Origin of the sequence: uncultured Parvibaculum sp. (assembly GCF_963975745.1) — a bacterium.
In the GTDB taxonomy this organism is placed as follows: domain Bacteria; phylum Pseudomonadota; class Alphaproteobacteria; order Parvibaculales; family Parvibaculaceae; genus Parvibaculum.
Map to the genome: position 1 here is coordinate 19,888 of NZ_CAXBIB010000014.1, position 23,670 is coordinate 43,557.

Here is a 23,670-nt window from a genome sequence, read left to right on the forward strand (position 1 = left end):
TCACTTCGATAGTGCGGCGACGCCGCTACTTGCGCGGATTGTGTCCGTCACCGGCATGCGTGCCGGTCCATGCAGGTGGATCCGACGCCGGGAAACTCTCGTCAAGCGCTTCGTCGATCTTCTCCTCGTCCGCCGCGTTTTCCGCCTTGCGTTCGGCGCGCTTCGCATCGGACTCGGGAGTCGCCTTGTCGCTGTTCAACGCCGGCGCGTCGGAAGCGGGAAAACTTTCCTTCAAGGCTTCGGTCACCTTTCCGGATTCATTCTTTCTGTTCGGCATCGCGCGGCCCTCCGTTTGTTGCGTGGATCGCCGTTTCCGGCCGTGTTGAACCGTGTAGACCTAAAATGCGGCAAAAATGGACCAGAACGGTCATCTGTCTAATGCGCCTCGTCCCAGTTTCTGGCGGCGCGTGCATCGACGTCGAGCGGCACGGAAAGCGCAACGGCCGGCGCAGCGGCAGCCGACATCACTTTCGCAACTTCCTTGCAGGTCTTTTCGGCTTCCTTTTCCGGTGCTTCGAAGATCAGTTCGTCATGCACCTGCAGCAGCATGCGGCCCGAGAGATTTGCCTTTGCGAGCGCGTCCGGCATGCGGATCATCGCGCGGCGGATGATGTCGGCGGCGGACCCTTGAATCGGCGCGTTGATGGCAGCGCGTTCCATGAAGCTCTTTTCGGCCGGATTCTTCGAATTGATCTGCGGTAAGTGAATGCGGCGACCGAAAATGGTTTCGACATAGCCGTTCCGGTGGGCGAAGTCCTTGGTGTCGTCCATATAGGCGCGGATGCCGGGAAAGCGTTCGAAGTAACGCGCGATGTAGTCGCCCGCCTCCTGGCGCGAAATGCCGAGCTGGTTGGCGAGACCAAAGGCCGAGATGCCGTAGATGATGCCAAAATTGATCGCCTTGGCGCGGCGGCGGATGCCGGGGTCCATGTCCTTCAGCGGCACCGAGAACATTTCGGATGCCGTCATCGCATGAATGTCGAGTCCGTCGGCAAAGGCCTTTTTCAATGCCTCAATGTCGGCGATATGTGCCAGCAGCCGCAATTCGATCTGACTGTAGTCGGCCGAGATCAGCAGGTTTCCTTCTTCGGCAACAAAGGCGGTGCGGATCTTGCGGCCGTCCTCGGTGCGGACCGGGATGTTCTGCAAGTTCGGTTCGGTCGAGGCGAGGCGGCCGGTCGATGTTGCGGCCAGCGAATAGGAGGTGTGGATGCGGCCGGTATCCCTGTCGATGAACGCGGGCAAGGCATCGGTGTAGGTGCTCTTGAGCTTGGCGAGGCCGCGCCAGTCGAGCACCGCACGGGGCAGTTCGTGACCCTGTGCCGCCAGCGCCTCCAGCATCTCGGCATCGGTCGACCAGGCGCCCGTCTTGGTCTTGCGCCCCCCGTCGAGACCCTGTTTGTCGAACAGGATCTCACCAAGCTGCTTGGGCGAGCCGATGTTGAAGCGCTCGCCGGCCAGCGTGTAGATCTCGTCCTCGAAACGGGCCATCTTCTGCGCGAAGTCCGCCGACAGACGCGCCAGTACCGCCTTGTCGACCTTGACGCCGGCGCGCTCCATTTCGACGATGACCGGGACCAGCGGCCGCTCCAGCGTTTCGTAGACCGTCATGCGATGCTCGGCGACGAGACGCGGCTTCAGGATGTGCCAGAGACGCAAGGTGACATCGGCGTCTTCGGCCGCATAGGCGACGGCCTTGTCGACCGGTACGCGGTCGAACGTGATCTGCGCCTTGCCCTTGCCGGCAACTTCGGAAAATGGGATCGGCTTGTGACCGAGATGGAGCTCGGAAAGCTCGTCCATGCCGTGACCATGGACGCCGGCGTCGAGGGCATAGGACATCAGCATCGTGTCGTCGACCGGTGCCAGCGCGATGCCGTGCTGGCGGAAGACAGTCATGTCGAATTTGAGATTCTGGCCGATCTTCAGCACCGCCGGATCTTCAAGCAGCGGCTTCAGCGCCTTCACCGCTTCCTTCAGCGGGATCTGCTGCTGTCCGCCGGCATCGGTAAAGTCGAGACCATCGCCGGCGCCGTGCTGCAGCGGCATGTAGCAGGCCTCACCGGGGGTCAGCGCCATCGACACGCCGACAAGGCGGGCCTGCATTGCATCCAGCGAGTCCGTTTCGGTGTCGACGGCGACATAGCCCTGTTGGCGCGCGCGGGCGACCCAGCTTTCGAGATCGGCGAGCGCCGTCACCGCCGTGTATTTCGCCTCGGCGAAGTCGGCATCGATACCCTTCGGCGTTGCGCCGGGAACGCCGCCGCGGGCGCCGCGCGTTGCGACCTGTTTTTCCTTTCCGGTCTCGTCCGCATCCACTTCGGCCTGGGGCGGGTGCGCACCGGCCGCCGGAATCGCATCGACATCGAGATTGAAACGCTCGCCGACGCGGCGCGTCAATGTGTTGAACTCCATGTCCTTGCAGAAGCCGATCAGGGTTTCGGGATCGGGATCGCGAACTTCCATCGTGTCGAGATCGATATCGACCGGCACATTGTCGTCAAGCTCGACCAGTCTTCGCGAAATGCGCGCCTGTTCGGCGAATGCGATCAGATTTTCGCGCCGTTTCGGCTGCTTGATTTCCGCGGCACGGGACAGCAGCGTTTCGAGATCGCCATACTCCTCGATCAGTTGCGCCGCCGTCTTGACGCCGATGCCGGGGACGCCGGGCACATTGTCGGTCGAATCGCCGGCCAGCGCCTGGACATCGACGACCTTTTCGGGCGGGACGCCGAATTTCTCGATGACCTGGTCGCGCGCGATCGTTTTCAGCTTCATCGTGTCGAGCATGTCGACATGATCGTTGACCAGCTGCATCAGATCCTTGTCGGAGGAGACGATGGTGACACGGGCGCCGGCCTCGCGCGCCAGCCGCGCATAAGTGGCGATCAGATCGTCGGCCTCGTAACCCAGCATCTCGATCGAGGGCACGCCGAAGGCGCGGGTCGCGTCGCGAACCAGCGCGAATTGCGGCCGCAGATCCTCGGGCGGTTCGGCGCGGTTGGCCTTGTATTCGGGATAGATGTCGTTGCGGAAGGTCTTCGAGGAAGCATCGAAAATGACGGCGAGATGCGTCGGCTCGAATTCGTCCTTTGTGTCCTCGATCAGCTTGTAGAGCATGTTGCAGAAGCCGGCGACGGCACCGACCGGCAGGCCGTCGGATTTGCGCGTCAGCGGCGGCAATGCGTGATAGGCGCGGAAGATATAGCCCGAACCGTCGACCAGAAAGAGATGGTCGCCCTTTTTCAGCGGCCTGCCCGGCCCATCGGTTTTCTTTTGTGCCTTGCCGCTTGCCACGCGCCTCGCCTTCCCTATCTATGAGGCCTATGCTTGCCCTCCGCCGTCCGGCGGGACGCCACTATAACGCGTTCGCCGCCCCGCAACAGAACCCGCATCAGAGCCCGAAAAAGAGCCCTCTTCATGGCCCATTCGCTTGCCGACAACAATCCGCCCGTCGAGACCCGCATGCCCGCCGAACCGGCGCCCCAGAAGGCAGGACGCTTTGCCATCGAGGCCCGGACCTTGCGAAAGGTCTACAAGGCCAGCGGCAACCAGCCGGCCAAGGAAGCGCTGAAGGGGATCGATCTGGCGATCCCGCGCGGTTCGATCTTCGCGCTGCTGGGGCCGAACGGTGCCGGCAAATCGACCTTCATCAACATCCTGGCCGGACTTGTCATCAAGACATCGGGCGCGGCCTCCGTCTGGGGTTTCGATATCGATGTCAATCCGCGCCAGGCCCGCGCCTCGATCGGCGTGGTGCCGCAGGAACTCAATATCGATCCCTTTTTCACGCCGGCCGAAGTGCTGGAGATGCAGGCCGGGCTCTACGGCGTACCGAAGCGCGAACGCCGCACCATGGAAATCCTCGCGGCCATGGGGCTCGAGGACAAGGCGGATGCCTATGCGCGCACGCTGTCGGGTGGCATGCGCCGGCGGCTGCTGGTTGCCAAGGCGATGGTGCACAACCCGCCGGTGCTGATCCTCGACGAGCCGACGGCCGGCGTCGATATCGAGCTCCGGCGCCAGCTCTGGGACTATGTGAAGGGGCTGCATGCGCGCGGCACGACCATCGTGCTGACCACGCATTACCTCGAAGAGGCCGAGGCGCTGTGCGACACCATCGCCATCATCGACCGGGGCGAGGTGGTCTGCTGCGAACCGAAGGAGCAATTGCTGGCGCGGATCAGCGACAAGAAGCTGATCGTGCGGCCGGCCGCGCCGGTGGCGGCGCTGCCGGCGGCGCTGGCCGGGCTGAAGGCCGAGATCCGGCCGGATGGCGCGCTGGCGATCCAGTATAATCCGGCCGAAACCGGCGTGATGGCGATCCTCGGGCAGATCGGCGCTGCGGGCATCGAGATCGGCGACATTTCGACCGAGGAATCCGATCTTGAAGACGTTTTCCTGCAATTGACCGCGCCGCATTGAGGGCTCAGGCGGAGGCGCGCTTGACCAGTTCGCCCATCACCATGTCGACGCCCGAACCGGCCGAGAGCGGCAGCAGCACGGCCTCGATTTCGGTCGCCGGGCCCGCCTTGGCAAAGACCGCGGCGCCGTAGACGCGCAGCGGGCGGCGCAGCTGGCAGACCACGCCCAGCACCTTGGCGATGGCGGCGGCCGGTTTTTCCGAAATATCGCTTTCAAGCGTGCGGCCGGTGAAATCGCGCGAAAAAAGCTCGTTGAGCGCCGTGCCCATCAGGCGGACGCGGAAATGCGCCAGCGCCAGCGCCGGGGGCGCCGCATCGACCAGAAAAACCGAGGGCAGATGGCTGACAATGTCGGCCGGGCTGACATCGGCGCGGGCCGGACAGGGCCGGCCGGCGCGCTTGCCGTTCCAATAGGCCAGCATGTCGCGGAGACGGGCGTCCTGAAGGGACAGGAGCGGGTCGATGAAGACATCGAAAGGCGCGAGCCGCAGGGCTTCGGGCGCTTGGGTCGACATGGGAACGCGGAACTCTTCTCAGGGGCCCGGCGCAGAAAACCCGCGCCGGCCGAACTCGCCGGCCCCTTCCTATAGGCGGATTCGAGAGACCCGCCAAGGCGGCAGACGGCCGCTCAGGGCGCGGCGACAAGGCGCAGAATGGCGCGGGTTGCCTCGCGGGCGCTGAAATCGGCCTCGCCTGTGGCGCCCATATGCGGCCGTGTCATCGCCATGCCTTCGATGAAGGCGACGGCCTGACGGGCGCGGCGCGCGCGTTCGCGCGGCGTCAGCGCCGGATTGAGCGTTTTGACAATGTTTTCAAAGCCCTGGAGATAGACCGCGTAGTAGCGCGAAAGCGCCTCGGCGATGGCCTGGTTGCGGGCGGCGAAGGAGGCGACTTCGAGCATGAAGATGCCGCAATCGCGGCGGTAAGCCTCGTCATTCAAAAGGAAATCGAGGGCGCGGTGGAGGCGCTGCTCGCCGCTGCCGGGCGCCTCGAAGCGGGCGCGGATCTCGGCGCTGTAGCGCTGGACGAAGCGATCGAGCAATTCGGCAAGGATTTCTGCGGGATTCGGGAAGTAATACTGGACATGGCTGAGGCGCAGACCGGCACGGGCGGCGACGCCGCGCGCGGAAAAGCGCGCATAGCCTTCGTCGAGCAGCAGGGCGGTGGCCGCTTCGAGGATGGCCTCGCGGCGGGTCGCGCCTTTTTCGGTGGCGGGGGCGCTTTGCGTCATGGCCGGGAGACTAGCGCGGGCGCCCGGCCTTGACAAAATTGGTCACATGACCAATATCCCGGCGAGCGACATCGAGGCGCAAGGGAGAGACGCGATGACGAAACGCATTCTGCTGGCCGGCGGCTATGGCGTGGTGGGGGCGCAGACGGCGCGCCTGATGCGCCGGCACCACCCCGATGTCGAGATATTGATCGGCGGACGGCGCGCGGCGGAAGCCGAAAGGCTGGCGCGCGAACTCGGCAATGCACGCGGCGTGACGCTCGACGCGACGGCCGCGGCGCCGCTGGACGGGATCGAGGGCATCGATGCGGTCGGCGTTTTTGTTCACGAGACGGACGATCGCCTGCTGCGCGCCGCGATTGCGCGCGGCATCGGCTATATGGACATGACGCGCGGCTGGGAGGCGATGACGCGCGGCCTGGCGACGGCGGCGCTGTTCGACTTGCGCGCGCCGGTGCTGTTCAGCTCGCACTGGATGGCCGGCGGGCCGGCGCTGATTGCGCGGGGGCTGACGCAGGGGCTCGACAGCGTGGAGCGCATCGACATCTCGATCCTTTATTATACCGGCGATAAAATGGGCCCGGATTCGGCCAGCGCCGGCGACGGCATGACGCAAGCGTTCGTTGCGCGCGTAGGCGGGGAATGGCGCCGCGTGGCGCCGCTGAGCGGCGAGAAGACGGTGCGCTTTCCCTCCGGCGCGGCTCGCCCCGTCTACCGGATGAACATGGGCGATGTGGTGACGCCGGCGCTGGCGAGCGGCGCGGCGGAGGTGGGCGTGCGGCTCGGCCTCGACAAGGGCAACGCGCTCGGCACGATGCGGCGGCTGATCCGGCTCGGGATATGGGGCATACTGATGAAACTGCCCGGCATGAGCGCCATCGCCGCGACCAAGCCCGGACCGGGCGCGGCACACGAGATCGTCATCGAGGTTGCGGGGCTGAAGGACGGACGGCGCGTGCAGCGGCGCGCGGCGCTGGCCGATCCGCAGGGCCAGTCGCATCTGACCGCGGTGGGCGCGCTTTATGCGCTGGAACGCGTGGCCGGGCTCGGGCCGGCGCCGCTCGGCCCCGGCGCGGCGCTGCCGGAGCGCGGCTTCAGCGCGGCGGGACTGGCGCGGCTCGAGGCGCTGCTGGCTTCCGAGGGCGTGGCGCTGACGCGGGCGGAGGCCTGAAATCGCCCGATTGTCAGGCGGGATGCTTTGTTCTACCTTGCGCGCGCCCGACCCGGCCCCGCACCGGCGACCGCCCTGGCGGTCATGGCACCCGTAGCTCAGCTGGATAGAGCGCTGCCCTCCGAAGGCAGAGGTCAGAGGTTCGAATCCTCTCGGGTGCGCCACCCCCCTGCCCCGCGACCTGGCCCCCGACCTGCCCCCGCTCTGTCCCCGCCCGGGGGAGCGGTTTATCCCCGGGTTTATCGCCGGGTTTATCGCCGGGGGTTGCCCCGGGTTTATCCCCGGGCCCGGCCCCCGGGGACAAGTGCCGATCCGACAGCATTGTGACAGCGCAGACCCCCCCTCTGTCACGCAACTGTCACAAAACTGTCACAAAAGCCCCGGAAATCGCTCCGTATGCGGAGCATTGGCCGGGTTATCCCCGGGTTTGTCCCCGGGGGGCGGCGCGGCGGCAGCGGGCGCCGGCAAAGGACAGGGGGGCCTCGTGAAATCCCGCGATCCACAGCGCGGCGCGCGGCCGGCCGGCAGACCACAGGCTGAAGCGGCGATTTCCGGGACTCGACTCCGGCGCGCTGTTGTTCCTATTTTGTTCGCATGGTCAGACACTGGAAAGGCGAGATCAGGACGCTCAGGGACGCGGTGTGCGCCCGGCGGCTGCTTTGGGGCCTCTGCCGCCATTGCGGCCATGCCGCGCGGCTGGACCCGCGCAGCCTGGCTTTCCGTTATGGCGCGCTCGACCTGGCGACGGTGGGCGCGCGGCTGCGCTGCCGGCGCTGCACGCAACAGCGGGCGGCGATCGTCGTCAACGATCAGGAATGGGCGGATATGAGATGAGGGGGGAAACGATCGATAATACCCAATCCGGGGTGGATCAACCCCATTACAGGTATGTTATTGATATAACATCATCATACCTGCATTCCTTGAATATCCCCAAAATGGGGTCTATCATGCCCAATATGGGTAATGCACTGAAAAAGATGACGATATCGGACGCGCTGTTTTCCAGCACGCGGCAGCGCGTTCTCGGCCTGCTCTTCGGCAATCCGGACCGCAGCTTCTACACAACCGAGATCGTCCGACGCGTGCGATCGGGAACGGGAGCGGTGGAACGCGAATTGTCGCGCTTTCAGCGCAGCGGGCTCTTGTCGGTTTCGAAGATCGGCAACCAGAAACATTATCGCGCCAATCCGGATTCGCCGGTCTTCGCCGAGCTGTGCGGTCTGGTGCTGAAGACATTCGGCCTGGCCGAACCGCTGCGCGCGGCGCTGGCGCCCCATGCGAAAAAGATCGACGCCGCTTTCGTCTATGGCTCGGTCGCCAGCCGGACCGACACGGCGCAGAGCGACATCGACGTGATGGTGATCGGCGACGATCTGAGCTACGCCGATCTCTATGCCGCCTTCCAGCAGGCCGAGGCCGTTCTCGGCCGCAAGGTCAACCCGACCTTCCTTTCGCCCGGCGACTGGACGCGCAAGCTTGGCGCGAAGGACTCGTTCGTGGACAAGATCCGTACACTGCCGAAGATATTCCTCCATGGCACGGAGGCGCAGCTTGATGGCTAGGCCGGAACTCGAGAACCTTGTCGAATATGAAGGCCACGCCGAGGTGGACGCGCGGCTTCTGGGCGAATTGATCGACTCAGCTCGCCGAACGTCTTTTGACTAGGCGAACGTTAGAACTTGGTCTATACATCAAGAACACAACAAGAACAATGATCGGCACAATGTCGCTGAGAGCTTGGGAATGAAGGCCGTTAGCTACATTGCCGTCTTCGTCGGCGGAGTTGTGGTTTGCTATCTGCTGTTCTCCTTTGGAGTGATCGACCGGGTGGATGGCATCCTTGGCGGTCAAGAAAGCCCCGATTTCGGCTTGCCGACCTATCTTAGCTTTCTAAGTGTAATGCTAACTGCTGTGACGACAGTGCTCGGCGCACTGGCGATCGGCATTGGCGTAGTCGCCGCTTACACTTTCCGCGAGATGCGCGCAGACGCGCAGAAAGCTGTCGTGGAGAAGATTGAAGAAGCACTCTCGGAAGATGCAATCAATAGCCGGATTGATGAGATCGCGTTCGGTCGCAAGCAAATGCCGACTGTTGCCGAGCTAGAAGAGGGTTTTGACTCAGAAGATAATGGTAATCGATAGGAGGAAGTATGGCCTCGAAAGAGCTTGCACGTGTGACACCTCAGCAACGAGAAATCCTTGATAGGTATCTGTCGGAATGCCCGGTAAAGCTGGGTCAGCTGGCCAAAGAACTTGGCGTCGCCGTCAAGGTTTCAAGCCTCGGCACAGGTATATCAGGCCAAATCTCCCGCGAGGGAAATCAGTACGTGGTCAGAGTAAATAGAAACGAAGCGCGCGAGAGACAGCGCTTCACAATTGGACACGAGCTGGCACATTATCTGCTTCACCGGCATATAGTTGACAACTCACCGGACGGCATCAAGGACACAGTCCTCTATCGATCCGGCGCTCCTGCAAGCATCGAATACGAAGCCAATCGGTTGGCAGCAGATATAGTCATGCCAATGGAGCTAGTTGAGCAGGAGCTATCGCGTCGCTTTGGCGGAGTCGTGACCGAGGGGACCATCGAGAGCCTAGCCGCTTGCTTTGGGGTATCCAAAGCCGCAATGGAAATCAGGCTCTCCGCATTTGCAGAAGCATAGAGAGTCCGGATGGTCCTTGAAAACAAGAGCTATGTGCCAACGCTGGCGATACGCGCTAGTGAAATGAATGCGCTGGAGTTCTTGCCGGGCAAGACGAAGGAACGCATGACGCCATGTATCCTTCTTGCTCCCTGGGCCAATTCTTCAACACTACAAAAAGCAGTAGACAGAGTTGAAAAGGCGTTTCGAAATCAACATTATTTTCTCGATGTCGATCGGGATTACGAATTCACAAATCTGGAAAGCGCGCCGCAGCAAGAACTTCTGGCGCTCCTGAATCCCGCAAACGCTTTTGAAAACTGGTGTCGGTTTGTAGATGAACATGATTGGGTTTGGCCCTGTGTTCAGACACGCGGGCAAAGTGAAAATGACATAAAAAGTCAGATTATGCGCTTCCAGAAAGCCGGTCGTGCGTATTGCATGCGCGTGTTCATGGATCGAATTCCAAGCAATATAAGCGAAGTGGTCGCCGCCTTTGCTGCATCAGGCGCTGCCGACTATGCAATCATCCTCGAAGGTGGCTGGACACGCGACCCCCTGAGCTTGGCAGCATCGTTTGAGGGCGTCATCAGCGGCCCCCTACAGGTCATCGATGCCACTATCCCAATTATTTTGTCGTGCACATCAATCCCACGGATGTTCACGGACTTCGATGGCGGCGTGACGCGCGTTCCATTTACCAATCGGCTGTTGATCGAACAGATCGCGCGACAAACGAACCGCGCAAGAATTATCTACGGCGATTGGGGAAGTACGCGACCCCGCGAGCCGGGCAGTTTTGCCAACCGTCCTCTGGACCGTGTGGATTACCCAACTAGCAACAGCTGGTACATCGCGCGCAACAAAGCAGGTAATTGGGATTTCCATCGCGCTGCCAGCGCCATTGTAAATAGTCCAGATTGGGATGGTCACCTTGGAATCTGGGGCGAGGAACTTATCAGGAATACCGTAATTGCTCCCGCAATTGGTATCGATACGCCTCAAAAGAATGTCGCAGCGCGCGTGAACATTCACCTACATCGCCAAGCGTTCTTCGGAGAAGGCGATCTTGGCGGAATGAATCTTGATGAAGACTGGGAAGATTAATTTCCGCAGTGTTCAAACAGAAGCGCCGCCCGACAAATCCATCTCGATGGTTTTCATGATCCTGTCCGTTTCGGCGAGGATCTTGACGATCTTCTGGTAGTGCTTCACGTCATCGAAGGACAGCGCGCGGGCCTTGCGGTCCTTCAGCCATTTCTGCGCCGGCTGGTAGCCGCCAATGATGAAGTTCCATGCGACTTCCGGTACGCTGTCGAAATACTGCACGGCATTGATGTAGACCTTGCCCTTCTCGAAGCGTGGCTTGTCCACGATGTTGTCGCCCGCGCCTTTGAAGGGATAGGGCGTCTCGCCCACGGCGTCGGCTTCCATCAGATGCAGGCGGCGCAACGCGCCGCCTTTCTCCGCCACGTCCCAGAATTCCCCTGGGCTTGTGGGCCAGGGGATGCGTGGGAAGTCCGATTTCAGAAATTCGGCGTAAGTCTCACGATAGGCGGGACAGTGCAGCACGCCGTAGATGTAGTCGAAGGTTGCAATCTCATCGGGCTCGCCATGCTTTTTGTCCTTCGCCAGACCTTTAAGCTTCTTCCACAGCTTCGGATGGAAATTCACACGTCGTGTTTGATCGAGGTCGGATTCGGACGGGTAGAGGTAGAGGGGGCAGAAGTAGCCACGCTCTTTCGACTTATTTGAGAGGAAGTTGTCGTCACCAAGCTTGCTAGAAATGAATGCGTGGGTCCAATGCTCAGAAATTGACTGGCGACACACAACCAAAGCAAGGTTCGAGGCGTCCTTCATACTCGACATAAGGCTCTCGCGGCCCCAATCCACCATATCCGGGCGGTACAGCATTGCTCTGTCGTCAAACAAACGGTAGTTGGCGATGGAGATGTCCTTATCGAACTTCCCTTGGCGTAACTGTTCTCTTGCTTGCTCTAATTTCCAACCTCGAGTATCCCCCGCAGCATACTTTCCATCCTTCCTGCTCCCGAAAAACTGTGATCGAACTTGATCGGTCGAGTGGTCCGGGTCGATGAACTCCATCAACTTCGACTCGAGAGCGCTTTGATCAAAATCGACTACTAGATTATCTCTGGCGGTTATAATTCCAGGCGCATTGCGTGTCATCAGATCGGTGACTGCAAAGCCGTCGCGGTAGAATTCGTAGTTTTCGAAATTTTGTTCGACAAAAGCATATTGAGGAGAATTGAGACGAATCTTTGCCCAGTCAGGGTCGTCTAATCGGCAAGCCTCCAATCGGTCATATTTGCTCTGTCTGCTTCCTATGAAATCCCGACGGAATACAGTCCCAAATTCTTTCTCTGCCAAGTTTCTTCTTTTTACCGCGACGATAATAGAAACGCCCTGCTGAATATCGAAGACATTCTTATCTGCATCACCATTGGGTGAGCGCGTACTTCTTTTGGTGCTTCCATGTAGGTTCAAAACGTATATGGAATCGAATGTTTTGAGGAGATGCCAGCGCATTCCTCTGAACGTCGGGTTATCGAGATAGCCGTGATTGGTGATGAAGCCGAGAACACCTTCACCGTTTTTTTCGATCAGGTGTTCCGAGAGGCGGATGAACTTCACATAGTCGTCATGCAGCCAGTGCTTGCGTTCGCCAAAATGCTTTCCATCGACGTACTTGTAATCTTCGATCAGATTGACGATCCAATCACCCATGTTTTGCGAAATGCCCGAGTAAGGCGGGTTGCCGATCACCACCATGATCGGCATGTCGCGCTTGATGCTGTTGGCCTGTTTCACCTCGTTAGACAGCCATTGCGCGAAGGGCAGCGTCTGGTTCGCCGGTTCGCCTTCTTCAAGACTGTTGGTCAGATAAACGCTGAGGCGCGGCGGCGCGCCTGTCGGCTTGTAGCCGAGTTCGGTCAGCACCATGTCGAGCTTCATGTGGCACATGGCGTATGACGCCATCAGAAGCTCGAAGCCGTGCAGGCGCGGGATCAAATCCTTCTCGATGTAGGAGGACCACATCCCTTCGGCAACATCCTTCACCCTGGGCGCGATCTGCTTGACGACTTCGGCGAGGAAGGTGCCGGTGCCGACGGCCGGATCGAGAATCTGGACGCGGTGAACCTCCTTCTTGATCGTAACCGCTTTCGCCTTCTTGTCGGTCTGGCCGGTGTCCCAATCGACCGTCACCTTAGACGTGTCGGCCAGACCGTCCGGCAAGCCGAATTCCTTCTGCAACACTTCGTCAACCGCGCGAACGATGAAATTCACCACCGGCTCCGGCGTGTACCAGACGCCGCGCGCCTTGCGCTTCGTCGGGTTGTAGGCGGCGAGGAAGGTTTCGTAGAAATGCAGGAAGGGGTCGTTGCGGCCCGTCAGTTTTCCGAAGCCGCTCATCAGCTTGCCGAGGTCGCAGGCCTGAAAGACATCGGCCAGATCGTCAATGATCCATTTGATGCGGTCGTCAAGATCGGGGCCGGCGATGTAGCTGAAGAGATTGCGCAGGAAGGGATTGGACTTCGGCAGAAGTTCCAGCGCTTCCTGACGCGAGAAGGTTTCGAGCGTGGTGTCGTGCAGCCGCGCGGCGAACATGCCATAGGCGATGGTCTCGGCATAGAGATCGGCAAAATCTTCCGGCGTAATGTCGTGGATCAACTGTTCCCTGAAGACGTTGTATTGTTCCGAGAGCGTCGACTGAAATTCCTTGTCGGCGCGCAGCACGTTGCCGAAGACGTCCTTGATCAGCGCGGCCTTGCCGGCCATCATTCCGGCAAGCACGGCGGGCGAGGTGATCGTCTGCGGCGTCTGCGCCAGAAAATCGTTGAGCAGATTTTCAAGCTCTTCGAACTTTTCGGGCTTCGGCTCGACGCCCTTGCCGAGCGTCGCGACCGAGACACGGGACATGCGCTCGCCGTCGCGGAAGAATTCGAAATCGAGGCCGTTGGTGTAGATCAGGTTCGGCAGGCCCTTGAGGTAGCGTTCCTGCTGTTCCTTGTTGGCGCCCTTGAGGGCGCGCAAATCCACATCGAGGTCCTTGGCCTCGACATGGCCGATGACGATGCCCCGGCGCTCGATGATGAAATCGGGGGCGCCGCAATCGACCCGCTTCGGCTCGTTGAGCGCCATGACGGACTTGTCGAGCGAATGAAAGAGCGACTCAATGGCCGAACGGTAGGAATGTTCGGTGGCCTTGCCGCTTTTCGCGATGGCCTGAATTTTCGAGAGATAGTCGCCGATAGCGCTCATGCCCGCCCCTGACTTCATGCTTGTCCGGCAGACTACCGGCTGGAGACGCATTGCGTAAGGGGTTGTGGCCGATCGGTGGACGGGGCACGACGCGGGCGTGAGGAATCACTTGCGGTTATGGCCGCATATCATTCACGCGCTGCGGCAAGCGGCGCTGCGAGTGGGTCCCGGGGACGAGCCCCGGGATGACATTGTTTTTTTGGCAGGCGCTGTGCCTTCGAGGCGGGTGAGCGTAGAAGTTCGGCGCATCATCGATCGCGCGTCATTTGCCGATAGCGGAGTCCCCCTCCCCGAAAAATTCTTCGAATTTTTCGACCCGCCCCCCAGGGGCGGGTGGGAAGAGAGGGATTGGGCGGGCGCTGTGGTTTTGAGCGGGCGGCGCGCGGGTGCGTGTGCGACCTCAGAGCCCGAGTTCGGCGCGCTTCTTCCTGCTGAGGCCGGCGGCGACGAGGGCGTGGGAGGTTTTGAGGTATTGCTTCAGCTCGCGCTTGCCGAGGCCGGGTTCGTGGTTCTGGATCCATTTCATGCCGCGGGAAGCCAGATAGGGCGCGGGGCGGCAGCCCGGCGCGTCGCGCAGGATTTCCCAGGCGATGCCGGAGACCTTGAAGGTGATGCCGGGATGCGCGCCCCGCTGCCAGCCGCCGATCGCGAAGACCTTGCCGCCGACCTTCCAGACATGCGCGCCGCCCCATTGCACGACATGGGTGGTGGCGGGGAGATCCTCGCAGAAGGCGTTGAATTCGCGACAGGTCATGGGCATCAGGCGATGGTGGCGCATGTGCGCGCGGGGGCGCAAGGACTTCCGCGCGCGTTCTTTCCACCGGGTTGCCTGAAGGGCCGCCCTTGAAAAGAGGCAGGCGTTTGCGGGTTGCGTCGTCGCTTCGCTTCTCGCAATGTCGGTCCCGGGACGACACCGGGTCTCCGGGTTGGGAATCCGGCAACGGCTCACCTTGAAATGTGCCGAGGAGGCAAGGCGTTGAAAGCAACTGTCGCTGTTGTGATGCTCGTGTTGGCCGGGCTGATGATCACAAGGTATGTCGTCGAAGACCGCGACGGCCGTTCCGACAATCAAAGAACCCACACTTATGCAAACGGGGCCACCTATGCCGGCGAATGGCACGACGGCAAGCGCCATGGTCAGGGAACATACACATTCGCGAACGGGAACGTTTATGCCGGCGAGTGGCACGACGGCAAGCGCCATGGTCAGGGCGTTTTCACATTCGCGAATGGCGAGGAATATGTCGGCGAGTTCCGCGACAACAAGCGTCACGGTCAGGGAACCTACACATTCGCGGACGGACGCACATATGTCGGCGAATTCCGCGACAACGAAGCCCGGGGTTCAGGAACCCTCACATTCGCGAATGGCGAGAAGTATTCCGGCGGGTTCCTCGACGGCAAGCGCCATGGTCAGGGCATGCAGATATTCCCGGATGGCACGCGGCGTGTCGGCGAGTGGCGCGACGGCGAATTCGAGAGCGGCACCGTCATTGTCTTCGAGACAGTCGACCCGTGGGGCGACGATGATCGGGGCGACGCCGACTAGACGCTGCCAGCCGCCGATCGCGAAGACCTTGCCGCCCACCTTCCAGACATGCGCGCCGCCCCATTGCACGACATAGGTGGTGGCGGGCAGGCTGGCGCAGAAGGCGTTGAATTCGCGGTAGGTCATGGGCATCAGGCGATGGTGGCGGTGCGGGGGAGGACGCGCAAGGGGTTTGTGGGGGTATGAACGAGGGGGGTTTTTTCAATTGTCGAGTTGGCGCGGGTGCCGCGTTTTTCACAACCCACAGTCGTCATGGCCCGATTTATTCGGGCCATCCACGTCTTGGCGTCATTCAAAAGAGGAAGAAAGACGTGGATGACCCGGACAAGCCGGGTCATGACGGTTTTAGGTTGAGGGGTGGGGAGAGAGCGTTGCGCCTGCGTTTGACGCGCCGCCCATGGATCCCGGCTTTCGCCGGGATGACATTTTTATTTTGGGCGGGTGCCGCGTGCAACGCTTCAGGCGGATGAAGAGTCCTTGCGAAGAGAGACGGCGCTTGCGCGCCTTCTGGATGCCCGGATCAAGTCCGGGCATGACGATGTTGGGGGGTTGTGGGGCCGGGCGGGAGTGCTCCGTGGACGGAGCATTACCACGTATCGATGAAGCCCCTGCCCTTGCGCTCGCGCAGGGGGCCGGCGGATTTGAGGCCGCGCATGATCCAGCTTCGCGTGTCCTTGGGGTCGATGACGGCGTCGATTTCGAGGAAGGAGGCCATGTTGATGGCCTTGCCGTTTTCGTAGTACCTCGCGACCATTTTCTGGAAGAAGGCTTCGCGCTCGTCCAGATCCTCGATCGCTTCCATTTCGCGGCGGTAGCCCAGCCGCACCGCGCCTTCGAGGCCCATGCCGCCGAATTCGCCGGTCGGCCAGGAGACGATGAAGAAGGGGGCGTGGAAGCTTCCCGCCGCCATGCCCTGGGCGCCGAGGCCGTAGCCCTTGCGCAGGACCACCGTGAAGCAGGGCACGCGCAAGGCGGCGCCGGTGACGAACATGCGGGAGACATGGCGCACCTGCGCGCGCTGCTCGATCTCGGGGCCGACCATGAAGCCGGGCGTGTCGCAGAGCGAGAGCAGCGGCAGACCGAAAGCGTCGCAGAGCTGCATGAAGCGGGCGGCCTTGTCGCCGGCTTCGGCGTCGATGGCGCCGCCCAGATGCATCGGGTTGTTGGCGATCAGGCCCATCGGCCTTCCCTCGATGCGGACGAGGCAAGTGAGAATGCCGATGCCGAATTTGGGGCGCAGTTCCAGCACCGTGCCCTTGTCGGCCAGGGCGTGGATCACGGTGCGAATGTCATAGGCGCGCAGGCGGTTTTCGGGGATCAGGCGGCGGAGGTCGCGCTGGTCGGCGGCCTCCCAGCGCGGCAGGGACCCTTGAAAATAGGAGAGATACTGCTTCGCGGCCGCGACGGCTTCGGCCTCGTCCGCGACCTCGATATCGACGACGCCATTGGCCGTCTGCACGTCGATCGGGCCGATGTCTTCGGGCGCATAGACGCCCAATCCCCCGCCCTCGATCATGGCCGGGCCGCCCATGCCGATGTTTGAGTCCTTCGTCGCGATGATGACGTCGGAGCAGCCGACCAAAGCCGCATTGCCGGCAAAGCAGCGGCCGGAGACGACGCTGATGAGCGGCACCTCGCCCGAGAGCCTGGCGAACTTGACGAAGCTCGGCGTGTCGAGGCCGGCGACGCCGGCGGTATCGGTGTCGCCGGGGCGGCCGCCGCCGCCTTCGCCGAAGAGGACCAGCGGCAGGCGCCAGTCCTCGGCGATGGTCAGCATACGGTCCTTTTTCTTGTGGTTCATCGCCCCTTGTGTGCCGGCGAACACGGTAAAGTCATAGGCCAGCACCATGGTGCGGGCCTTGTCCTCATCGAAGTCGCGCCCATTGACCGAACCCACGCCGGCGATCATGCCGTCGGCCGGGCTCATCTTTATCAGTTCGTCCATCGGGCGACGGCGGCGCTGGGCGGCCAGCGCCAGGGCGCCATATTCGACGAAGCTGCCTTCATCGACCAGGTCGGCGATGTTCTCGCGCGCCGTGCGCTGGTTGCGCTTGCGGCGGCGGGCGACCGCTTCCGGCCGGCCCTCGTCGAGGCCGATGCGGTGGCGCTCGATCACCTCGGCGAGGTCGGGGCGGATATGGTCGGGGTCGATTTCGGCCTCGGCCTCGCGCGCCTGCGATGCGGCATCCGCCGACGGCTCGATGAAGAGGAGCGGCTCGGCCTCGAAGAGATTGTCGCCGGGTTTCGCGGCAAGCTTGCGGACATAGCCGCCGACAGGCGCCGTCAGCACATGTTCCATCTTCATCGCTTCGAGCACGGCCAGTTGCTGGCCTTCGGCGACCAGCGCGCCTTCGGCGACGTCGATCGAGACGACGCGGCCCTGCATCGGCGCGGCGACGGCCTCCGTCCCCGCCGGGGCATCGACTGCCTTCGCGGCTGCGGGGGCGGCGGCGGTGACGGCCCCGTGGAAGAGTTGCCGGTGGCTGCCGTCATGCGGGCGGGCGAGGTCGGCGGCGTGGCGCTCGACGAATCCGGTGTCGACATCGTTGGTGACGAATTCGGGGCGCTTCAAGAGGTTCCGGTGGAAGGCGATGTTGGTGGCGACACCTTCGAGGCGGAATTCGCAAAGCGCGCGATAGGCCCGCGCGGCGGCATCGGCGTAATCGGGCGATGGCGAATGGGCGATCAGTTTCGCCAGCAGCGAATCGTAGTTGGGGCTGGTGCGGTAGCCGGCATAGCCGAAACTGTCGATGCGGATGCCGGGGCCGGACGGCGGCTCGAAGGCGGTGATGGTGCCGCCGGCCGGCTTCGCTGCGCCATCGGCGGTCATGGTTTCCATGTTGATGCGCAGTTCGATCGCGTGGCCGCGCGGGGCCGGAATGTCGGCCTGGCGGAGGCCGAGGCCTGCCAGCGTCGCGCCGGCGGCCAGGCGCAATTGCGTCTTCACCAGATCGATGCCGGTCACTTCCTCCGTCACCGTGTGTTCGACCTGGAGGCGCGGATTGGCCTCCATGAAGGCGAAGGTTCCGGCGCCTTCGGCTGAAGCGTCGAGCAGGAATTCGAAGGTGCCGAGGCTCTTGTAGTTCGCCGCTTCGGCGAGGCGGAGGGCGGCGGCGCAAAGCGCCGCGCGCGTGGCGCTGTCGAGGGTCGGCGAAGGCGCGATCTCGACAAGCTTCTGGTTGCGGCGCTGCAGGCTGCATTCGCGTTCGCCGAGATGCGTGACGTGGGTGCCGTCGCCGACGATCTGGATCTCGATATGGCGGGCCCGGCGCAGCAGGCGCTCGACATAGACATCGCCGCGGCCGAAAGCGGCGGCCGCTTCCGACTGGCAGCGGGCGAAGGCATCGGCGATCTCGGCGGCATCGGTCACCGCGCGCATGCCGCGGCCGCCGCCGCCGGCCACCGCCTTGATCATCATCGCGGCATCCTTGCCCAGCGAGGCGAAGAAGGCTTGCGCCTCTTCAAGGCTGGTCGGGCCGTTGGTGCCGGGGAGCAAAGGCACGCCGCAGCGTTCGGCCAGCGCGCGGGCGGCGGGTTTGTCGCCGAAAAGGTCGAGCATTTCGGGCGTCGGGCCGACAAAGGTGATGCCGGCCGCGGCGCAGGCGCGGGCGAAGCCGGCATTCTCCGACAGGAAGCCATAGCCCGGATGCAGCGCGTCGCATTGGGTGGCTTTCGCCAGCGCAATGATGGCCGGCCCGTCGAGATAGGCGGCCGCGCCGGCGCCTTTCAGCGGGTGGGCCTCGTCGGTGGCTTTCACATGCAGCGAGGCGGCGTCGTCCTCGGCGAAGATCGCGACCGTCTCGAGGCCGAGTTCGGCGGCGGCGCGGGCGATGCGGATGGCGATCTCGCCGCGATTGGCGATCAGCAGTTTGCGGATGCTCATGCGGCAGCCGCCGCGACGTGGTGTTGCGTCATTTGTCTCTTCCCCGATTTCAATGGCCCGCAAGATAGGGGCGGGGGTCGCGGGGGGTCAAATGGGGTTCCCACCCTCCCCCTGAGGCCCTGCGAGATTCATACAAATCGTCAGGCGGCCTTCCACGCTCACCCAAAATCCGAGTGTCACCCCGGCGAAAGCCGGGGCCCATTGGTTCCCTCAGCAAGGGCGACGACGTGCGGCGCCGGCGCCAACCAGCCAATTGAGCGCTGCGGCAAGAGGCGCTGCGAGTGGGCCCCGGCTTTCGCCGGGGTGACACCCTTGTTTTTGGCAACGACCGACCACGCTTTTCGCCCCTCCCTTTCCCCTCACCTGCGGCAATTATGCAACTGGAAATGCGAGTCACTTGCATTTACAGGCGGCGATGAAATTTGTATGACAGCGTTTGATAGTCATTCGCAGTAACGGCGCCGGGGCAATGCCGGGGCCGGACGTCTCAAGGGGAAAACAGATGCGTTCACGGATTTCAACCGCCGCCCGGCTGATGCGCGGCTGCAGCGGGCTGGCGCTCGCCACCGCGCTGATGGCGGCGCCCGCCCTCGCCCAGGAACCCGCCGCCGAAACGGCGCCGGCCGCAGAGGGCGCCGAGGCGGGCAAGGTTCACATCCTGAAGGGACTGCTCGTCACCAGCACGGCGGCCGAGACCGCCAATATCGGCGGCGCGGTCACCTTCATCGACCAGGAAGAACTCGAAAAGTTCTCCTATACCGACGTCAACCGGGTGCTGCGCGCGGTGCCGGGGGTGCAGCTGCAGGAAGAGGACGGCCAGGGACTGCGGCCCAATATCGGCATTCGCGGCTCGGGCAGCGACCGCAATGCCAAGATCGTGGTGATGGAAGACGGCGTGCTGATGGCGCCGGCACCCTATGCGGCGCCGGCGGCCTATTACTTCCCGTCGATGGGGCGGATGGAAGCGGTCGAGGTCACCAAGGGGGCGGCGGCGATCAAATACGGGCCGTCGACGGTGGGCGGCGCGATCAACCTGTTCTCGAGCGCGATCCCCGAACGCGACGGCGGCGGGTTGTCGGGGCGGCTGAAGGCGATCGGCGGCCAGGACGGGACGCTGCGCGTGCATGGGGCGGGCGGCGGCTGGGCGGCGCTCAACGAGGCCTGGGATGTCGGCGTGCTGCTCGAGACGCTGCAGAACCGCAGCGACGGCTTCAAGACCATCGATGGCGGCGGCGATGCCGGTTTCCGGCAGCAGGATTATGTCGGCAAGCTCGGTTTCCGCAGCACGGCCGGATCGGGCCTGCGGCAGAGCCTCGAATTCAAGCTGCAATATTCCGACGAGACCTCCAACGAGACCTATCTCGGGTTGACGCCGGCCGATTTCGCGGCCAATCCCTATCGCCGCTATGCGGCCAGCCGGCTCGACGAGATGAATGTCGATCACACGACCGTGCAGGCGACGCATCGCGCCGAATTCAGCAACGAGACCCAGCTGACGACGACCGCCTATTACACCGAGACGGCGCGGGCCTGGTACAAGATCAACGATGTGCGGCTGACCGGCGCGCCCGGCTGGACCAGCATTTCCGACGCGGTCGGCAATCCGGCCAATGCGGCCGAACTCGCCGTGCTGCGCGGCGCGGCCGGCGAGATCCGCGTGCGCAACAACAACCGCGAATATTACACAGCCGGCATCCAGTCGGTGCTGGGCACGACCTTCCTGACCGGCGAGGTGGCGCATTTCGTCGAAGTGTCGGCGCGCTATCACCAGGACGAGGAAGACCGCTTCCAGAACGACGACATCTACACGATGGCCGGCGGCCAGCTGACCTTGTCGGCGGCCGGCGCGCCGGGCAGCCAGGCCAATCGCGTCGGCGACGCCAAGGCCTGGGCCTTTTTCGTGCGCGACACGATCGACTGGGGCCGGCTCACCGTGGTGCCGGGGCTGCGCTACGAAACGATCAAGCTCAGGCGCACCGATTATGCGCTCAACGATCCGGGCCGGACGGCGCCGACCGCGGTCAGCGAAAACTCGGTCGATGTGCTGATCCCCGGCATCAGCGCCACCTATAATCTCAGCGATGAATGGCAGCTGCTGGGCGGCGTGCATCGCGGCTTCGCGGCGCCCGGGCCCGGCTCGACGTCGGATGCCGAGAAGTCGGTCAATTACGAAGCGGGCTTTCGCTATGGCGCCGGCAAGCTTTCGTTCGAGGCGATCGGCTTCTTCAACGACTATTCGAACCTGCTCGGTACCTGCACCGCCTCGACCGGCGGCGGCTGCGTCATCGGCACGCAGTTCGATGGCGGCGAAGTGGAGGTCAAGGGGCTCGAAGTGGCGGCGGGCTATGACGCCGGCGCGCTTCTGGGGCTCGGGCTCGGCGTGCCGCTGTCGGCCGCCTATACCTATATCGAGAGCGAGTTCCAGACCAGCTTCGCCAGCGGCTTCGGCCCCTGGGGGACGGTGACGGCGGGCGACGAACTGCCCTATGTGCCGGAACACCAGCTCACCGTCTCGGCCGGGCTCGAGGGCGGCAACTGGCGCGGCAACCTGCTGGTCTCCTATGTCGACGCGACGCGGTCGGTGGCCGGCACCGGCGCGATCCCGGCCAACCAGCTGATCAACGAGCGGGTCGTGCTCGACCTTTCGGCCGAATACGACATCGCGCCCGGCGTGACGCTGATCGGCGTGGTCGAGAACCTGACCGACGAAGTCTACAACGTCTCCTTCGACCCGGCCGGCGCCCGGCCCGGCAAGCCCAGGACGGTGCTGGGCGGGGTCAAGTTCAGCTTCTGACGGCGCTTCCCGCCTCTCCCCGTCCCCCCGGGGCGGCCCTGCCACAGCGGGGCCGCCCCGTTTCATGTCAAGTCCTTGTCACAAAAGCGAAAAACGGCCCGGCGCGGCAGCGATGCATTCCGGCCACAGGGCCGGGCTGTCATATCACTGTCACAAAAGCGCAGCCCAACTGTCACATAGCTCTGTTACTTGCGGAGGCCATGGGGGTGTTCGCGGCGTCTGTCGCGGCTGCCGATCCTGCAACAGAAGCTCATCCACAGAAACGGAGACGTCACATGACGTTGCGCAACATTCTGCTGGCCGGCACCGCACTCGGCGCCGCCGCATTCCTCTCGGCCCCGGCCTTCGCCGCGACCAACGCCCAGGCCGAACTCGACGCCCTCAAGGCGCAGATCGAAGCCCTGCAGCGGAAGATCGACGATGTCGAAATCCAGCATGGCAACAAGATCAAGTCGCTCGAAGAGCGCAAGAGCGACGTCGAGGTCAGCCTCAAGGACGGCCGCCCGGTGTTCAAGACCGCCGACGGCAACTTCACCTTCGGCATTACCGGCCGCGCCCATCTCGATGTCGGCGCCTATGACCAGGATGCGGCCAGTGCAGCCAATTTCGGCGGCCTGCGCGGCAACGCCAATTTCCGCCGCCTGCGCGTCGGCCTCAACGGCACCTTCGCCAAGGACTTCAAGTACAATATCGAATTCAACTTCGGCGACAGCGGCACCGAATCCAACGCCCGCATCTACGAAGCGGCGCTGACCTATACGGGCATCGACGGCGTCAACCTCGTGCTCGGCGCAACCAAGCCGAAGATGACGCTGGACGATTCGACCTCGTCCAACGACATCACCTTCATCGAGCGTGCGACGGCGGTCAATCTCGCCATCACGCCGGCCGCCGGCGAAGCGCGCATGACGGCGGGCGGTACCTACAACACCGACAACTTCTTCGGCGGCGCCTACTACACCATGAGCTCGGCGGCAGCGGGCGGCGGTCTGGACGACTATGACAGCTCGAACATCGTCGGCCGTCTCGCCTATGCGACCTCGCCGAAGGAAGGCCTCAACGTCCATATCGGCGCCTCGGGCTCGCACTCCTTCAACGTGTCGGGCGATACGTTGCGCCTGCGCGACCGTCCGGAACTGCGCGTCGATCCGCTGCGCTATATCGATACCGGCAATATCGGCGGCATCGACACCGTGTCCGTCTACGGTCCGGAACTCGCCCTCAATTACGGCCCGTTCCGCGCCCAAGGCGAATACTACATGTACGAGATCGACGGCATCGGCGGCGGCAGCGCCGAGTTCGATGCCTGGTATCTGCAGGCGTCGTGGATCATCACCGGCGAAGCCTACAGGTACGACATCAAGAAGGCCGCCTATTCGGGCGTCAAGCCGGCCAACCCCTTCGGCTTCGGCGGCAAGGGCATGGGCGCCTGGGAAGTCGCCGCGCGTTACAGCTCGGCCGACCTCAACGACGCCAGCGCAGGCATTGCCGGCGGCCAGCAGGACATCATCACGGTGGGCCTCAACTGGTACGTCAACAACAACCTCCGCTTCATGCTCAACTATCTGAACGTGGATGTGGAAGACCGCGGCGGCGTGCTGAACCCGAATTTCGGTCACGACGCGGTTGCCCTGCGTACGCAGTTCAACTTCTGAGTCTTCTGGCTGATCCGATCCTCGCAGATCATCA

17 protein-coding genes and 1 tRNA gene are annotated in these 23,670 nt (G+C 63.0%); 10 read left to right on the top strand and 8 right to left on the bottom strand.

Going from position 1 to position 23,670, the window contains the following annotated elements:
* Positions 1-25: 25 nt before the first annotated feature.
* Both AAC071_RS11965 and polA read right to left on the bottom strand, forming a co-directional pair.
* A complete protein-coding gene (locus tag AAC071_RS11965; protein WP_339832824.1) occupies positions 26-277 on the bottom strand; it encodes a hypothetical protein in 252 nt (83 codons plus the stop codon).
* A gap of 98 nt (positions 278-375) precedes the next feature.
* Entirely contained in the window at positions 376-3,249 is a 2,874-nt protein-coding gene (gene polA, locus AAC071_RS11970) for a DNA polymerase I (protein WP_339832914.1), read from the bottom strand.
* A 171-nt stretch (positions 3,250-3,420) separates the two neighbouring features.
* Here polA and AAC071_RS11975 point away from each other — a divergent pair, with 171 nt between their 5' ends.
* A complete protein-coding gene (locus tag AAC071_RS11975; RefSeq protein ID WP_339832826.1) occupies positions 3,421-4,425 on the top strand; it encodes an ABC transporter ATP-binding protein in 1,005 nt (334 codons plus the stop codon).
* 4 nt (positions 4,426-4,429) lie between these two features.
* On the opposite strand, the gene AAC071_RS11980 is transcribed toward AAC071_RS11975, so the two are convergent.
* Together AAC071_RS11980 and AAC071_RS11985 are read right to left on the bottom strand one after the other, a co-directional pair.
* On the bottom strand, positions 4,430-4,939 hold the full coding sequence (locus tag AAC071_RS11980) for a PAS domain-containing protein (RefSeq protein ID WP_339832828.1): 510 nt from the start codon (positions 4,937-4,939) through the stop codon (positions 4,430-4,432).
* 113 nt (positions 4,940-5,052) lie between these two features.
* Positions 5,053-5,655 (bottom strand): TetR family transcriptional regulator, encoded by a 603-nt coding sequence (locus AAC071_RS11985; protein WP_339832830.1) that lies wholly within the window; start codon positions 5,653-5,655, stop codon positions 5,053-5,055.
* Between the two features lie 94 nt (positions 5,656-5,749).
* Here AAC071_RS11985 and AAC071_RS11990 point away from each other — a divergent pair, with 94 nt between their 5' ends.
* The 7 genes from AAC071_RS11990 to AAC071_RS12020 all read left to right on the top strand — a co-directional run bounded on the left by AAC071_RS11990 (position 5,750) and on the right by AAC071_RS12020 (position 10,578).
* A complete protein-coding gene (locus tag AAC071_RS11990) occupies positions 5,750-6,826 on the top strand; it encodes a hypothetical protein (protein WP_339832832.1) in 1,077 nt (358 codons plus the stop codon).
* Positions 6,827-6,913: 87 nt separating this feature from the next.
* Positions 6,914-6,990 (top strand) — tRNA-Arg (locus AAC071_RS11995).
* A 430-nt stretch (positions 6,991-7,420) separates the two neighbouring features.
* Positions 7,421-7,660 carry a hypothetical protein gene (locus tag AAC071_RS12000; protein ID WP_339832834.1) on the top strand — a complete coding sequence of 80 codons (240 nt, stop codon included), beginning with the start codon at positions 7,421-7,423 and terminating at the stop codon, positions 7,658-7,660.
* A gap of 116 nt (positions 7,661-7,776) precedes the next feature.
* Entirely contained in the window at positions 7,777-8,391 is a 615-nt protein-coding gene (locus tag AAC071_RS12005) for a transcriptional regulator (protein WP_339832836.1), read from the top strand.
* Positions 8,392-8,572: 181 nt separating this feature from the next.
* Positions 8,573-8,971, top strand: a complete 399-nt coding sequence (locus tag AAC071_RS12010; protein WP_339832838.1) for a hypothetical protein — start codon at positions 8,573-8,575, stop codon at positions 8,969-8,971.
* A gap of 8 nt (positions 8,972-8,979) precedes the next feature.
* A complete protein-coding gene (locus AAC071_RS12015) occupies positions 8,980-9,492 on the top strand; it encodes an ImmA/IrrE family metallo-endopeptidase (protein WP_339832840.1) in 513 nt (170 codons plus the stop codon).
* Positions 9,493-9,501: 9 nt separating this feature from the next.
* Positions 9,502-10,578, top strand: a complete 1,077-nt coding sequence (locus AAC071_RS12020; RefSeq protein WP_339832842.1) for a beta family protein — start codon at positions 9,502-9,504, stop codon at positions 10,576-10,578.
* Positions 10,579-10,590: 12 nt separating this feature from the next.
* Here the strand turns inward: AAC071_RS12020 and AAC071_RS12025 are convergent, their stop codons facing one another.
* The 4 genes from AAC071_RS12025 to AAC071_RS12040 form a co-directional block, all read right to left on the bottom strand.
* Positions 10,591-13,755: a type ISP restriction/modification enzyme gene (locus AAC071_RS12025; RefSeq protein ID WP_339832844.1), complete on the bottom strand. Its 3,165-nt coding sequence runs from the start codon at positions 13,753-13,755 to the stop codon at positions 10,591-10,593.
* Positions 13,756-14,155: 400 nt separating this feature from the next.
* On the bottom strand, positions 14,156-14,509 hold the full coding sequence (locus AAC071_RS12030; protein WP_339832846.1) for an MmcQ/YjbR family DNA-binding protein: 354 nt from the start codon (positions 14,507-14,509) through the stop codon (positions 14,156-14,158).
* Between the two features lie 591 nt (positions 14,510-15,100).
* Positions 15,101-15,430: a hypothetical protein gene (locus AAC071_RS12035; RefSeq protein ID WP_339832848.1), complete on the bottom strand. Its 330-nt coding sequence runs from the start codon at positions 15,428-15,430 to the stop codon at positions 15,101-15,103.
* Positions 15,431-15,890: 460 nt separating this feature from the next.
* Complete coding sequence (locus AAC071_RS12040) at positions 15,891-19,187, bottom strand: carboxyl transferase domain-containing protein (RefSeq protein WP_339832850.1); 3,297 nt, start codon at positions 19,185-19,187, stop codon at positions 15,891-15,893.
* 502 nt (positions 19,188-19,689) lie between these two features.
* Between AAC071_RS12040 and AAC071_RS12045 the strand changes: the two genes are divergently transcribed.
* Both AAC071_RS12045 and AAC071_RS12050 read left to right on the top strand, forming a co-directional pair.
* Complete coding sequence (locus AAC071_RS12045; RefSeq protein WP_339832852.1) at positions 19,690-21,981, top strand: TonB-dependent receptor; 2,292 nt, start codon at positions 19,690-19,692, stop codon at positions 21,979-21,981.
* A gap of 275 nt (positions 21,982-22,256) precedes the next feature.
* Positions 22,257-23,636 (top strand): porin, encoded by a 1,380-nt coding sequence (locus AAC071_RS12050; RefSeq protein WP_339832854.1) that lies wholly within the window; start codon positions 22,257-22,259, stop codon positions 23,634-23,636.
* Positions 23,637-23,670: the final 34 nt, after the last annotated feature.